Consider the following 15432-nt stretch of genomic DNA (forward strand, 5'->3'; position numbering starts at 1 on the left):
TTTACTCGCATATTTTTCAACTAAACGTACATTTTAAACTAAACAAGTGGTTTTAAATTAAGCAAAAATAAAGAGTAACTAAACAAAAAAGTCTAAAGTGTGCTGTATGATCCACCAGAAATTTTATTAGGTTAAATACCGAACTAAACTAGCCTCATTATGGGTTAAATATTTATTTTAAATTTGTGGAGCGATTATTGGGTTCTAAATAAAACATATTTAAGTAATCCATTTAATTATAAGCGATCCAGTAAGGCTTAAGAAATTAGAATAAATGGATTTTATTCTCAATTATTTAAATTAATTTCATGTTGAATTTAAATAAATAAGGTTATCTATTATTCGAGTTAGGTCGTTATTAAAGGATTTGTAACGGTTGTTATAAATTGGAGTAAACATTACATGAGTAAGAACAAGGGAAAGCAATTTCTAGAAGGAGATCTTCTTGGAAGTCAGCACATGACTGAACAAGATGAAGAAAAATTGCAACGCTCATTGACAAATCGTCATATCCAGATGATTGCCATTGGTGGCGCCATCGGTACAGGATTATTTATGGGTTCTGGTAAAACACTGAGTATTTCAGGAACCTCGATTATTCTAACTTATTTAATTATTGGCTTTTTCTTTTTCTTTGTTATGCGTGCAATGGGAGAACTATTGCTGGCCAATACAAATTTTAAAACCTTTGCCGATTTTGCAACTGCATATTTAGGTCCATGGGCAGGTTTTTTTCTAGGTTGGTCGTATTGGTGTAACTGGATTATTACCGCGATTGCTGATGTTATTGTAATAGGGGGGTATATGCAATTTTGGTATCCAGATATGCCCGTATGGATACCTGCCTTTGCTTCACTCGCTATTTTAACGATATTAAATTTTGTTGCAGTGAGGATGTTTGGTGAATTAGAATTTTGGTTCTCCCTGATTAAAATTGTTGCGATTATCTTATTTATTGTCGCTGGGCTGTATTTAATTAGTACTCACTATGTTTCTCCTAATGGTGTCACAGCATCTTTCTCGCATTTACTTGAAAGTGGCTCAATGTTCCCATATGGTTTAACTGGTTTCTTGGCAGGTTTCCAAATTGCTATTTTTGCCTTTGTCGGTATTGAATTGGTCGGAACCACTGCTGCTGAAACCAAAGACCCGCACAAATCTTTACCTAAAGCCATTAACTCTATTCCCTTACGAATTTTGTTGTTTTATGTGGGTTCATTGGTTTGTATTATTGCAGTGACATCTTGGTCACAAGTTTCACCAGAAAAAAGCCCATATGTAGAAATGTTTACCCATGTTGGCTTACCTATTGCGGCAGGCTTAATTAACTTTGTTGTTGCAACATCAGCACTTTCTTCTGCAAACAGCGGTATTTTTGCGACCAGTCGTATGTTATACGGTTTATCTTTAGAAAATGATGCGCCGAAAAGCTTCAGTAAGTTATCAAAAAGCAAGGTTCCAATTCGTGGCTTAGTTTTCTCTATGCTGTGCGTAACACTCGGAACTTCAATTCTATTTATCGTTCCGAATGTCATGACTGCATTTACGATTATTTCTGCATTAACTTCAATTTTATGTATTTTTACATTTATGTTGATTGTACTTTCTTATATTGCATACCGTAAAAAAGACCCTGAATTACACCTTCAATCGAATTTCAAAATGCCAGGTGGACTCTTTATGGCATGGTTTACCATGTTGTTCTTGGTTTTCACGATTGTCATTTTAGCATTCGATCATGATACTTTAATTGCTCTTGTACTTTCTCCAATCTGGTTTGTGGGTCTCTTTATTGGTTACCGCTATAAAAAGAAAAAGATATTAAAACTTAACCTATTAGATCAAAGTAAAGTGGACTACGTTTAAAACACCGCTGTGAAATCAATTTGAATAAATAGCTAGAGCAAGATGCTCTGGCTATTTTTTTTAAATGAATGAACGCAAAAATTTAGATAAGATGCTGATATGAATAGAGTCATCTAAAAAAGGATAAAATTCAATAAGGTTTGTTTTATTTAAAATTATTTCAGCTCTTCTTTTTTTTTAAAAAAAAGCTTAGAGTATCTCTTATAACAATAATCCTCACACGGATGGGAGTCATAAAATGAATAATACCCAAAAAATAATTTATGCTTTATGTTTCATTGGTCCATTTTTTTCTATAGCTCAAGCAGAAACCCTATCTGAACATTCTGATTTGGCAAGTATTACTGCTAGCTCTGGAGAAAATGAATCGAACCCATCAATAGATCAGTATGCAACAGACACCGCCACATTTTCGAATGCAGCCTTATCCATCGCATCCTTTTCTGCTTTAGCTCAGTATGAACGCGCCAGTAATAAAAAAAATGAAAGCATGCAAATGCCCCCCGAAATAAAAAACTTAGAAGAAACAAAAGCCAATGCGGCAAACTCTGTCTTTCGCAGATACAACTATCTGTTAAGCAGTCGTTCGGCAGATTATAGTTCTAAGACCAATTATTGGTGGAATGCCAGTAACTATAGTTGTATAGCCACAGTCTCATACAATGGACGTATTAATGCCGTTAATAGGGTCAATTCTTCTGATTGTCAGTGATTTCCATAAAACTACAGTAACGTGAGAGTTGGATTTTTAACCTAAATACAGGATGTATGGTTCATATTTAAATTACTTTATGCAGAATTATGATTGGCAAAATGTTCCAAACTTTTTTTAAATGTATTTTTTAGCCACTAAAAAGGATCAAGAAAATAACAAAAAAGCATCACAAAAAAGATTTTTTAGAAAAGAGTAAATTGATTGAAAGTATGATAATTAAAAAACAAAAGGCAGATTCATCTATTTCTTGCTGAATCTGCCTTTGATGTTTTAGATCAATAAGGTTAATTTAACGCTTAGTAGTTCCAGAACATGTTTTGAATTTCTTTTGCATCGTTGGTTTTAGTTAACGCTAAAGCCATTAAAAGACGTGCTTTTTGTGGATTCAAATCGTGTGCTGCAATCCAACCATATTTATCATCAGGTTGTTCGGCATTACGAAGCACAAAGCCTTGAGCAACACGTGACGAACGTACAATTTGAATACCTTGTTCATCATGTAATTTTCTTACTTCAGGAACTAGATAATTCGCCATTGAACCATTACCTGTACCTGCATGAATAATCGCTTTCACGCCAGCTTTAGCAAAAGCTTGGTATGCATCAGGCAACATATTGTCCGAACCATATACAATCTGTACGCTTGGTAATGCATCACCCTGAATTTTTTCGATATTAAATTCAGAATTATTGGTATGTTTTTTTACAGAACTTCTGAACCAGTAAGGCTTACCTTCAACCAAAGTTCCTAAAGCTCCCCATTGGCTTACAAAAGCATTGGTATGAATGTTGATTCCTTTTGTGACATCACGCGCAGCAAAAATCGAATCATTCATTAGCACCATTACGCCTTTGTTTTTTGCTTCATTAGATGAAGCAAGCGCGACTGCACTATACAGATTTAAAGGACCATCTGCCGATAGAGCAGTAGATGGACGCATAGAACCGACTAATACGATTGGCTTGTCAGTATGAATAACTAAGTTAAGGAAGAAAGCAGTTTCTTCCATAGTATCCGTACCATGAGTAATCACTACGCCATTCACTGATGGTTTCTTGACTAGATCATTCACTTGACGGGCTAAAGCCAACAATTCCTTGTCTGTAATACTTTCAGATGCGACTTGAAGTGCCTGAATGCCCGTGACATTTGCCAAATCATTTACTTGCGGAACGGCTTTAATTAAAGCATCAACAGGAACTTTTGCCGCGCTATAAGTCGCACTGTTCGTTGAACTTGCACCTGCGCCAGCAATAGTGCCACCAGTCGCAACAACAACAACATTGTTTTTTGCATAAAGCGACATAGATGACGCAAGAAGGGTGAGTGCCAAGCCGCATGATTGGAGAGTTTTACTTATCATTAACCAAATCCTAGTTCTTTCAAGTCCACTAAATGTAATGTTTAATTCATCAAACATTCTCCATATTTAAGTTCGTTTAATTCAAACAGTCATTGGCATTTTGTATAAATACTTAACAATCTCTATGCATTTTTTGCATAGTAAAATACTTTTTTGCATTGTTAATTTGAATTGATATTGTTTAGATTCTGCCAAGCACCCCTATGCCAAATGGATATTTGGCATAGTAGGAAGGAAATCATAACATCTTATAAAACAATAGGATGTTTTTATCGATTTTAGGGTATTAAAAGGAAATTTTATATGAATCAGAAGAAACTATTAAAGTTTATTCTAGTTGCCATGGTCTCTGGAATATTAATTGGTTGGCTTTTTCATAGTAATTTGAGTATTACTCAGGCTGAAAACATCGCTTCATATTTTAAGATTCTTACAGATGTATTCTTAAGATTAATTAAAATGATTATTGCACCATTGGTATTTGCGACGATCGTCTCTGGTCTCATTTCAATGGGTAAGTCATCATCTTTAGGTTCAATTACACTTAAAGCAATGAGTTGGTTTATTGGCGCTTCTCTTATTTCCCTACTTTTAGGTATGGGTTTAGCCAATTTATTCCAACCTGGTGCAGGTATGAATCTCCCAATACCGACTGCGCCAGTTGATGTAGGTGTAACAGCAACAAATCTAAGCTTACAAGGTTTCATTACCCATATTTTCCCAAAAAGCTTCGCTGAAGCCATGGCAAATAATGAGATTCTACAGATTCTGGTATTCTCTATTTTCTTTGGTTCTGCATTAGCATACGTCCATCATCAGCAAGATGAAGGCACAGTGATTGCAAAAATTATTGATGAATTGTGCCGTGTTATGTTCCGTATTACGGATTATGTCATGACGTTTTCACCAATCGCTGTATTTGCAGCAATTGCATCAGCAATTACCTTAAAAGGTCCAAAAATTATTCTCGACTATAGTGTTTTTATTGGCGAGTTTTATGCAAGTTTATTCATTCTTTGGGCAATTATTATTGGTGTAGGCTATATCTTTCTTAAAAAGGATGTTTTCCGTTTACTTAAAACAGTACGTGAACCAGCCGTTTTAGGTTTTGCCACTGCAAGTAGCGAATCAGCTTATCCAAAGCTTATGGTTGCTTTAGAAAAATTTGGTGTACCTAAGCGTATTACCAGTTTTGTACTACCATTAGGTTATTCATTTAATTTAGATGGCTCAATGATTTACATGTCTTTTGCAGTGTTATTCATTGCGCAAGCCTATAACATTGAACTCAGCCTATCTCAGCAAATCTTAATGCTTTTAACCTTGATGATTACCAGTAAAGGTATTGCTGGTGTATCTCGTGCATCATTGGTGGTTATTGCTGCGACATTGGCAATGTTTAAACTACCAGAAGCGGGTATTTTGCTTATTCTTGCAGTTGACCACTTCTTAGATATGGGACGTACTGCAACCAACATTATTGGTAACAGTGTTGCAACTGCCGTAATTGCTAAAACTGAAGGCAATAAGGTTGAAGAAAGCGAAACCATTTTGGTACAACCACTCATTCCAAATGAGCAGAAGTTATCCTAACTGATTAAAGATAACCGTATAATGGAAAATACATCGCTCAGGCGGTGTTTTTTCATTTTTATTTTGATAAAAACAATGCTTTAGCATAAGAACAAAGGGTTCATACTCAAGTTTCACTTTTTCTTATTATAGAAAAAGATAAGCAGTACCAGAATGATAGCCATGATGAATGTAATAATAATTGTTTCCATAGCTTGACCTATTTGGCATAGATTTACTCTAATTTTAACATAGGCTTAAAGACTTAGACCGCTTTTGTTTTAAGAATTCAGTTTTAAGTCTTATCAGTGTTTATTTGCTGTGTAGCCTTAATGCTTTCGCAAGATTGATCTCTGTCTAAAGTCAACTCTAATAAACAGTAAGGGCATTGAATAGATTTCTTATATAAAAAATCTTGTAGAGACACACGAAATTTTTGATTACATGTTTGGTTGGGACACATTATCGCAGGTTGATTATTGTCAGTTAATTTAATTTTCACTTTTTATCTCCATCATACCCATAAGCTATTAATTTAATTAAAATAAAAAAAAGACTGTCTGCCAAATTGCTATACAACATGTATAACACGGGCCCTTATGTCCGATAGTGGTCAATTCTTCTGCGTAATTGAGGGTTACTTTCTTAAATTTGTATCAATCTATTCGCAATTTATAAAGTAAATCTTATGTTACATAAGAATTTTTTCTGTTTAATTTGAAATTACCAAAATTAGCGTAATTACAACTGTACTCTTATTCCTATGACTACAAAGCTTTTTTTGCAGTATTAAAACTTAATCATCATCATCTATTCAAAAGCACGCCGTGCTCGTAACACGCTTAAGCAGGATTAACATTCAACATAGGCTTCTTTTATGTGCGTAAAATTGCTAAATTAATATAGTCGGTCCTATCACACAATTATTTAAAAAGAGAGAACCACGTCAATAAAATTAACCATGAATAATTCCACGTGATGAAGACAAAAAACTCAGGATGTTATACAAAATAATCCCTCAAAATGTATTCCGTGACTTAGGATATTCCTTATGTCGAATTTTATCATTATTGCTAAGCAAGCAGGTATAGAAGTGTATTACGGCACTCGCCATGCAAAGCAAACCATATTGGGTTCGCTTCCCGAGTGGTTGGCTAGCTTAAGTGATGGTGACTGCCACTACACGGAAAAAAGAGCGAAAGATTTAGTGCTCCTTTTGAAATCCCATTATCAAGATTCTGATCAAATCACTGATATTTCTGTTCAAGAAATATCAAGCATTCTGTAGACGCTTTTCTCGATTGAACAACAAACTAAAAACTAATGTTTTGAATGATATACATGCCTTATCTGTTATATAGTTTTCGGCGTGAATTGTACCTACTGTTAAATTTTATGGATAGTAAAATAACAACAGCGTTAAGACAGCAGGGTATTCACAATGAATTTTTTACTTAAAAAAAATAAAGCATGGTTTGTATTCTTTATCATTACCTTATATTCATTTCTCGGTTTTTTCATCGGCTTTGTTATCTGGGAATATTTTTTAAACTAAAACTGCCTTTTGCTTGCTAGGTAGGGCGCACGATCTAAATAGATCAACACTTTAAATATTTATTTTGCTCGAAGCGAGTGAAGTAAATATTGATGTATTTGATAAAAAATTTGCTATCGTTCTGAAATCTGAGCAATCAAAAGATCTAATTTTTTGATCATTTCATCATTTATCTCGAAAGAACAGTTGATGCGGATATGGTTTTGCTTTTTATTTTTTCGATAGAAAAGGATACTGGGTGCAACACCAATATCATTCAGAATCATTTTTTCATAGATACGACTGCTATCGATTTGTTCTGGTAGGGTAATCCAGAGGAAATAGCCCGATGGATAATAACTGACCTGACAATCTTCGGGCAAAGCTTTTATTAGATATTGATAATATTGATTTTTTAATCTTTTAAGCGTATTTCGCAAACTTTTTAAATGTTTTTCATAATGGCGATGGGTCAAATAATCTGCCAGCGCATTTTGAATAAAAGAGTTCACTGAAATGGTGCTCATGAGTTGCACATGCTGTATATGTTCGGAAAATTTTCCCGCATAGACCCAACCTACACGAAAACCTGCACCCAAAGTTTTAGAAAAAGAAGAGCAATGCAGCACTAAATTTTGTTGATCATAATATTTCATTGAAAGTGGTTTTTTCTGATCGTAATAAAGTTCCTCATACACATCATCTTCAATTAAATAAATTTCATGTTCATGTAAGAGTTTTGCCAGCTCAAATTTTATGTCTTCATTGACCGTAAACCCAATTGGATTATGGCTATTGAGCATAAGTAAACAGACTTTAATCGGGTAGGTTGTAATTGCTTTTTTAAAGGCTTCCAAATCTAAGCCATGTTCTGGGTGCTCTGGAATGGTAATAACTTTTAAACCCAAATTTTCTGCAGCTTGCCATGCACCATAAAAAATTGTTTCTTGCAAAAGAATATAATCGCCTGCTTGAGTCATGGCTTTGAGGGAAAGATTTAAAGCATCTAAGCCGCCAGAAGTAATGACAATGTCTGAAGGATCTGTAGGAATACCTTGCATGCAATAGCGTTGAGCAATCTGTTTTCTTAATTCATAGTTACCAGGTGGTAGGCTCGGCGTTTGCTCATAACTAATACGGTGCTTCGCCTGTTGTGCCAATGTTTGCATCAGCTTAGGGGAATAGAGTAATTGACTATTCGGGAATGCACTCCCTAAAGGTACAATTTTTTCAGATTGAATCGATTTTAAATATCTAAAAACCAAAGAGTTAATTTCTATTTTTTCATTCACAACAACTTTTTTTGCTAATGCGACTTGCAATGGATTTTCAGCAACAAAATAGCCTAATTTTTCTTTTGAGTAGATAAGCCCTTGTGCTTCAAGTTCTTGATATGCGTTCATAACAGTAATCAGACTAAATCCTGATGCTTCCGCTTGTTGGCGTAAAGAGGGAAGCTTTTCATGCGCTTTCCAAGTCCCTGTTTCAATCAGATGTTTTAGACTTAGTGCAAGTTGTTCTGATTTATACATAAGGCGTCATGCTCATATAAGAAATGGATAACTGCATTCACACAGCTATCCACAGTTTAAAGTAGGAGGTTTATTATTAATATGCAAAGCTTAACAAAAGTCTAAAGAATCCAGCAATTAAGCTAAGGGATAAGAAACCTAAACACCATAACAAAATGAACCAAGCAGTTGGGCTCAATCGATTTTGCCATTTTTGCATCGGATTTTGCATCGTCGTTATCTCCATTAATGATAGCCTTCATCACCAATTCGAACTTTGTCGCGAAACACCCAATAAGATAAAAAGGTGTAGATCAAAATAATTGGAATTAGAATGACCGCGCCCACCAATGCAAACTTCATACTCGATTCTGGTGCAGCCGCCTGCCAGATGGAAACAGAGGGAGGAATAATGTTTGGCCATAAACTAATGACAAAGCCTGTAAATGCGAGGAAGACTAAACCTAGTGTAAAAACAAACGGTTGAACGTCTTTTTGTTGAGTACATGCTTTAAAAATTAATCCCGATAAAATCAGAACAAACACTGGAACAGGACTAAAATAGACAAGATTGGGTAATGTAAACCAGCGTTGTGCAATTTCAGGATGATTCAGCGGCGTATAGATACTTACAGCACCAAAGACAATTAATAAAACCATAATCAACTTGGGCATCAAACTATACATTTTATGTTGCAGATCTGCCTCAGTTTTCATAATTAACCATGCACAACCTAAGGCCGCATACATAATGACAACGCCAAACCCGACAAACAGAGAGAACGGCGTTAACCAATCGAGTGTACCGCCACTATAAATGCCATTCTGTGTTTCAATTCCTTGAATATAAGCACCCAAAATAATGCCTTGAAAAAAACTTGAGAAAAAAGAACCTCCTATAAAAGCCAAATCCCACAAGTGTTTGGTGCGATGTGCTTTGAAACGAAACTCAAAAGCTACGCCTCTAAAAATCAAAGCCACGACCATCAGAATAATCGGCATATACAGCGCAGATAATACAGTTGAATAAACCAAAGGGAAGGCTGCAAATAATCCTGCTCCACCTAAAACCATCCAAGTTTCATTGCCATCCCACACTGGGGCAACCGTATTCATCATGACATCGCGTTCTGGTTGCCCTTGAATGAAGGGGAAAAGAATACCTATGCCAAGGTCAAAGCCATCCATGACCACATAAATCAATACACCCAACCCAATAATACCGACCCAAACTAAAGCAAAATCAATCATGGCGATTCTCCTTGTGATCAAGGTTATTCTCGTTTAATGAAGCTTGCGTTGTATCAATAGCTTCATCAACCGCACTTAAAGGTCGCATTGGTGTTTTAAAATGCCCCACACCCGCAGTTAAATTTTCAAGACTATCTATCGCTGTTGGCCCAGCTTTGATCAAACGCAACATGTAGTAAATTCCTGCACCAAATACAACGGTATAGACCAATACAAAAATGATCAGACTGATACCCACTTGATTAGCCGTGACCGTCATAGACAAACCATCTTTGGTGCGCAAAACACCGTAGACCACCCAAGGCTGACGCCCAACTTCAGTTGTGACCCAACCCGCAAGTAAGGCGATATAACCCGTTGGTCCCATAATCGTGGCAAAACGATGGAACCAACTGCTTTCATATAAGCGACCAGTTTTACGTAGCCATAATGCGGTGAGCGACATTAGAACCATGAGCATGCCTAATCCAACCATGACTCGAAAACTCCAGAACACAATTGGAACATTCGGTCGATCTTCAGGGGCGAAATCTTTTAAACCTGTCACTTTGCCATCTACAGAATGGGTGAGAATTAGACTACCTAAATTCGGTACACCGATTTCCATCGTATTTCGTTCATTTTCCATATCAGGTACAGCAAATAACAGTAAAGGCATACCATGATCATGGTTGGTTTCCCAATGACCTTCTATGGCAGCCAATTTAGTCGGTTGGTGTTCTAAAGTATTGAGACCGTGTTGATCTCCAATAACCACTTGTAGGCAGGAAGTTACCAGAACCATCCATAGTCCCATCGAAAAGGATTTTTTCACCAATTCATCACGGCGCCCTTTGAGTAAATGCCATGCAGCAGTGCCCACCACCAATAATGAGGACACAAGGAACGCCGCGGTTGCCATATGTGCAAATCGATACGGAAAAGAGGGGTTAAACACAATTGCCCACCAGTCCATGGGCACAATAATGCCATTTTCTATGGCAAAGCCTTGTGGTGTCTGCATCCAACTATTGGATGACAAAATCCAAAACATGGAAATACAAGTTCCAATGGCGACCATTAAAGTGGCGAAGAAATGCGCTTTAGGACGCACACGTCCCCAGCCGAACAACATGATGCCTAAAAAACCGGCTTCAAGAAAAAATGCACTGAGAACTTCATAGGTGAGTAAAGGACCAGTGACCGAACCAGCGATTCGTGAAAACTCACTCCAGTTGGTACCAAATTGATACGCCATGACGATGCCTGAAACAACACCCATGGCAAAAGCCACAGCAAAAATCTTGATCCAATACTTGAAGAGATCTTTATAAATCGGATTTTGAGTACGTAACCATTTCCATTCAAGCAGGGCTAGAAAGCAGGCTAAACCAATCGAGGTGGCGGGGAATATAATGTGAAAAGAAACTGTGAAAGCAAATTGAATTCTAGCCAGTTCTAGTGCAGTAAACCCAAGGCTCATAAGAACCTCCACTGCACATGATAGCGAAGATGGTGGAGAGAAACACAGCGTAGTGCCGTGTAATGACAAACTATAGATCGTTTCATAAAAACTACCTACTTTGAATAATTCCTCAGATTTTGCAGGACAATAAACTCAAGCTGTAGGTACAAAATGCCAATAATAAAAATATAACAGAACCGAGTATCTTTTAAATTTCTGTTATATTTTTATTTATATATTCTTGTAGCTATTTATAAGGATGAAATGAGATAAGAATAGATCAATATGAATAAATTTGGTCGTTAATGAAATGTTTATCACCCAGAGTTTAAACAGTATTCCTGAAATTGTTGAAAATGAAAATTTTTCCGAAGCGCTGCAAAAAAATCTTTCCCAACACTATGTTAATTTAGAGGCAACATTACTTCGGGCTAAAGTTTTACGCGAGCTCTCAAAATCTAAAGTTCAATATATTGTTCAATCTGCAATTCAAGCACATCAGTACAATGTGGCGTATTTATTTTCTCCCTTTATTCTTGCAAACCTGAACCAAAAGGTCATCTATCACAGTCCAGCAACTGATGCTGTTTTGGATATTTTAAATCCATATTATCAGGCAGGGAAAAGCCAAAATTTTAAAGTGGATGCTGCGCTTGAGGCACTCAATCTGTATTTAGATTTGAGTCACCTAGAATTGAATGCTGTCGATTTCTTTTATTATTCTTTACTTAAAGCCTTCTCAAGAACAGATGTTTCGCATATTTATCTCATTACTGACTTAAAACTGAATAGACAAAAAATAGAGGAACTTGAGAAATTTTTAAAAATTCAGATTCATATTATTCAAACTGACCCATCCGACCAGATCACACATTGTGCTGAACTCGATATGCGTAAATTATTGTTTAAACATAAAGATCAAACTTATATTGAAATATGTGAAAAATTTTCAAAATTAAATGCGCAATTACTTTGTGCAAATGGAAGTTATAGTTTGGAACAGGCGGCTCGACTGATTGAAGACATGTTTTATGCAGAACATATCTATGAAAAGCTATCGGTTTATGCAGAATACATCCAGACTTGCTTGCAAAAGGATGTCTCGAGCCTAAATAGAATAGCTTAACTTATGCAGCCAATGCGACGTTCAGGTATATAGCAACAAAGCATCTCTCTAAGAAATAAATATTTGATTTTGCTCAATGTACTACCATATATTGAATCAAATATTTATGCTGATAATCCGCAGACATCTCAATGTCTAAGTTGTCGAATCTTAATTGGATTATTCGTAATCCAATTAAAGTCATATATTGCAGAACCTCATGCGGAATAAATACTTCGCCGATATAACTGAATATAAGCAAGAGCACCAAAATCGAACAATCAACACCACCAAGAAAAAATACAATCGTTTTAATGTATTGCCCCGCCAGCCCTGCTTGAAACCTATAAAACTAATAGGGCTAGGGGGACTATGCATCACGCTTAAGGGATATAAGACAATTGCTATGAGAGTACTGCTTTTTCAAAAAGGTTTAACTGAAGCAAGACAGACTCTCATGGTGTTATCGGTTTGTGATGGCATGGCTGATCTATCCTGTATAGAAGCAAACCCGCCGCCATTTAAATCACCTCAAATCTAATACCTGAATATTGTTGTAACCGCTTAATAAAACGCTGATCAAACATAGTGGCTGGTGTCCAAAAACCACCCACACGTCCAGTTTTGAGACCCTGTTGATGATGGTCTAACACTAAACTCAACGCCGCCTGACCCAACATTTTTCCTGTTGAGCCATAACCCGGATCACGATCACCTGTCACTTTAACCTGAATAACTTGCCCAGTTTTTGATTGCCCTATAAAACGAATATCAAAGAATCCTGAATGCTGTTGTTCGGGTGTTGGTCCTTCACCTGGTTTTGGAAGCATATAGCGCTCCATTACTTGGCTTATGGGTTTACTGACTGCACCAAGCATGAATGCGCTTAAACCAGCCACCAATGTATATGCCTTGACACGACCACGCCAACCTTGCCCCGTTAACATCGCTTCATTATAGGTGAAATTTTCACCATACGCGTAGTTGGCGAGTGCATTCGAGCGATGAACCACACGCTCATTAATTGCTGACATCACAAATGGGGCAATCCAAGCATTAAAATCTTGATCAAACTCGGCTGATTTAACGTAATGTTGTTTAACTTTCAGTTGATGGTTTTGTGGTGCAAGTAAATACGGATTGATGAGCTGTTTCCGTAGCACAGGATCTGCCGCAGCTTCTTGAAGAATATTGATTAAACTGGCAACCGTACCACCTGATGCACCACCTTTCAGTACTTTAACGCGCATTTTGACTTGGGTCGCTGGTGCATTCCACAACTGTTGGGCTTGTTGCTGTAAAAAATACACGCCCATATCCGAAGGTACAGAATCAAAGCCACAACAATGTACAATGCGTGCGCCTGTTTGTTCTGCCTGACTTTGATATTGATCGATCATTTTTTTAATCCACTGGGTTTCTCCAGTAAGATCGCAATAATCTGTGCCTGTTTCGACGCAGGCTTTAATCATCGGTTCACCATAAAGAGCATAGGGGCCCACTGTAGATACAACGACCTGAGTCTGTTCACACAGTGCTTTGATAGTATTGGCATCATTCACATCGGCAACAATAGTGGCTAAATCCTGAAATTTATCTCCTAAAGTCTGTTTAAGTGCATCTAATTTACTTTGCGACCGACCTGCAATCGCCCATTGAATTTGTTCATTTGATGACGCTTGTTCACTCAAATAATTGGCAAGATATGTCGTTAAAATTTGTCCAACAAAGCTTGTTGCACCGAATACTATCAAATCGAACTTTCTGTTTTCTGTACCGCCCATTCTTTTTTCCTTTTGTTTATGATGCTTCTAGTCTGTAGAACACATGATGGATATCGACACTATAAGATTAAAGTAAGCTTTAATGTCAAGTTGTTATATATATTGAGTCAATTTGCCTGAGTATGATGAAAACTAGAACCTATTTTTCTTAAATTTACACTTCAACACATTGCAGCGTTTCCTTACAAAAACCAACATTATCATTTCATGACTGGGTTGACGTTCATGTGCCCTTTAACGATAGGATGAATTCATGAACAAGTAATTTATGCTTTGTTCTAAGCCTAAATTGAATTTGATTCATATAATAAAATTAATCATGGAGTTATAAAAATGGGCTACGTTACAACAACCGATGGTGTAGAAATATTTTATAAAGATTGGGGGCCACGCGATGCCGAAGTCCTTTTTTTCCATCATGGCTGGCCACTCAGTTCAGATGATTGGGACGCACAGTTATTGTATTTCTTAAATAAAGGCTATCGTGTAGTCGCACATGACCGCCGTGGACATGGGCGTTCTAGCCAAGTTTGGGATGGACATGACATGGATCATTATGCCGATGATGTTGCTGCTGTGGTTAAACATCTAGGTATTAGTAAAGCTGTTCATATCGGTCATTCAACGGGTGGTGGCGAAGTCGCTCACTATATTGCACGACATGGTCAAACACATGTAGCCAAAGCTGTATTGGTTGGTGCTGTACCACCATTGATGGTAAAAACTGAGAATAATCCTAATGGACTACCCAAAGAACTTTTTGACGATTTTCAAAATCAACTATTCAATAACCGTGCTGAATTTTATCGTGCCATTCCAGAAGGGCCGTTCTATGGGTTTAATCGACCCAATGCCAAAGTATCAGAAGCTGTTATTCAAAATTGGTGGCGTCAGGGTATGATGGGTGGTGCCAAAGCACATTACGATGGCATTGTGGCATTTTCACAAACCGACTTTACTCAAGATTTGAAAAAAATTACTGTGCCTGTCTTGGTGATGCATGGTGATGATGACCAAGTCGTACCGATTGAAATTTCAGGGAAATTATCAGCTGAACTGTTACCTAATGGGACTTTAAAAGTTTATCCTGGTTTTTCACATGGTATGCTCACAGTCAATGCTGACATCCTTAATCCAGATTTATTGGCTTTTATTCAGAGTTAATAAGTAAATATGTATTCATTAATGACCTCATTAAGCCGCTTATCATAAGTGGCTTAATTTTTTCTGTCTTTTTTTGATTGTATAATTAAAAATCACTTGACCTTAAAGTTTACTTTAATCTT

The 15432-nt window shown here is 36.7% G+C and carries 13 protein-coding genes; 8 read left to right on the forward strand and 5 right to left on the reverse strand.

Translation table 11 applies throughout. The features are described 5' to 3' along the window. Positions 1–402: 402 nt before the first annotated feature. Complete coding sequence (locus E0H87_RS09895; protein ID WP_131323446.1) at positions 403–1866, forward strand: amino acid permease; 1464 nt, start codon at positions 403–405, stop codon at positions 1864–1866. Between the two features lie 238 nt (positions 1867–2104). Beyond that, positions 2105–2578: a hypothetical protein gene (locus E0H87_RS09900; RefSeq protein ID WP_131323447.1), complete on the forward strand. Its 474-nt coding sequence runs from the start codon at positions 2105–2107 to the stop codon at positions 2576–2578. Positions 2579–2877: 299 nt separating this feature from the next. Here the strand turns inward: E0H87_RS09900 and E0H87_RS09905 are convergent, their stop codons facing one another. Further along, positions 2878–3945 (reverse strand): asparaginase, encoded by a 1068-nt coding sequence (locus tag E0H87_RS09905; protein WP_131323448.1) that lies wholly within the window; start codon positions 3943–3945, stop codon positions 2878–2880. Between the two features lie 303 nt (positions 3946–4248). Here E0H87_RS09905 and E0H87_RS09910 point away from each other — a divergent pair, with 303 nt between their 5' ends. From E0H87_RS09910 to E0H87_RS09920, 3 genes are all read left to right on the forward strand, one after another. After that, positions 4249–5538, forward strand: coding sequence for a dicarboxylate/amino acid:cation symporter (locus tag E0H87_RS09910; protein ID WP_131323449.1), 1290 nt, complete (start codon positions 4249–4251; stop codon positions 5536–5538). A 1030-nt stretch (positions 5539–6568) separates the two neighbouring features. Continuing rightward, positions 6569–6805, forward strand: coding sequence for a hypothetical protein (locus E0H87_RS09915; RefSeq protein WP_131323450.1), 237 nt, complete (start codon positions 6569–6571; stop codon positions 6803–6805). Between the two features lie 153 nt (positions 6806–6958). Further along, on the forward strand, positions 6959–7072 hold the full coding sequence (locus E0H87_RS09920) for a hypothetical protein (protein ID WP_131323451.1): 114 nt from the start codon (positions 6959–6961) through the stop codon (positions 7070–7072). A 113-nt stretch (positions 7073–7185) separates the two neighbouring features. Here E0H87_RS09920 and E0H87_RS09925 read toward each other — a convergent pair whose 3' ends face one another. From E0H87_RS09925 to E0H87_RS09940, 3 genes are all read right to left on the reverse strand, one after another. Continuing rightward, positions 7186–8583 carry a PLP-dependent aminotransferase family protein gene (locus E0H87_RS09925; protein WP_131323452.1) on the reverse strand — a complete coding sequence of 466 codons (1398 nt, stop codon included), beginning with the start codon at positions 8581–8583 and terminating at the stop codon, positions 7186–7188. Positions 8584–8808: 225 nt separating this feature from the next. Then, on the reverse strand, positions 8809–9813 hold the full coding sequence (cydB, locus tag E0H87_RS09935) for a cytochrome d ubiquinol oxidase subunit II (RefSeq protein ID WP_131323453.1): 1005 nt from the start codon (positions 9811–9813) through the stop codon (positions 8809–8811). Beyond that, positions 9806–11275, reverse strand: coding sequence for a cytochrome ubiquinol oxidase subunit I (locus tag E0H87_RS09940; protein ID WP_131323454.1), 1470 nt, complete (start codon positions 11273–11275; stop codon positions 9806–9808). The genes cydB and E0H87_RS09940 overlap by 8 nt, the downstream gene beginning before the upstream one ends. A gap of 292 nt (positions 11276–11567) precedes the next feature. Here E0H87_RS09940 and E0H87_RS09945 point away from each other — a divergent pair, with 292 nt between their 5' ends. Together E0H87_RS09945 and E0H87_RS09950 are read left to right on the forward strand one after the other, a co-directional pair. After that, a complete protein-coding gene (locus E0H87_RS09945) occupies positions 11568–12383 on the forward strand; it encodes a hypothetical protein (RefSeq protein ID WP_131323455.1) in 816 nt (271 codons plus the stop codon). A 199-nt stretch (positions 12384–12582) separates the two neighbouring features. Next, positions 12583–12903: a hypothetical protein gene (locus E0H87_RS09950; protein ID WP_131323456.1), complete on the forward strand. Its 321-nt coding sequence runs from the start codon at positions 12583–12585 to the stop codon at positions 12901–12903. Here E0H87_RS09950 and E0H87_RS09955 read toward each other — a convergent pair. Then, positions 12884–14146, reverse strand: a complete 1263-nt coding sequence (locus E0H87_RS09955; RefSeq protein WP_131323457.1) for a saccharopine dehydrogenase family protein — start codon at positions 14144–14146, stop codon at positions 12884–12886. The genes E0H87_RS09950 and E0H87_RS09955 overlap by 20 nt on opposite strands. 333 nt (positions 14147–14479) lie before the next feature. Here E0H87_RS09955 and E0H87_RS09960 point away from each other — a divergent pair, with 333 nt between their 5' ends. Continuing rightward, complete coding sequence (locus E0H87_RS09960) at positions 14480–15310, forward strand: alpha/beta fold hydrolase (RefSeq protein WP_131323458.1); 831 nt, start codon at positions 14480–14482, stop codon at positions 15308–15310. Positions 15311–15432 lie beyond the last annotated feature (122 nt).

The sequence above is a fragment of the Acinetobacter sp. ANC 4178 genome, from assembly GCF_004331175.1.
Taxonomy (GTDB): domain Bacteria; phylum Pseudomonadota; class Gammaproteobacteria; order Pseudomonadales; family Moraxellaceae; genus Acinetobacter.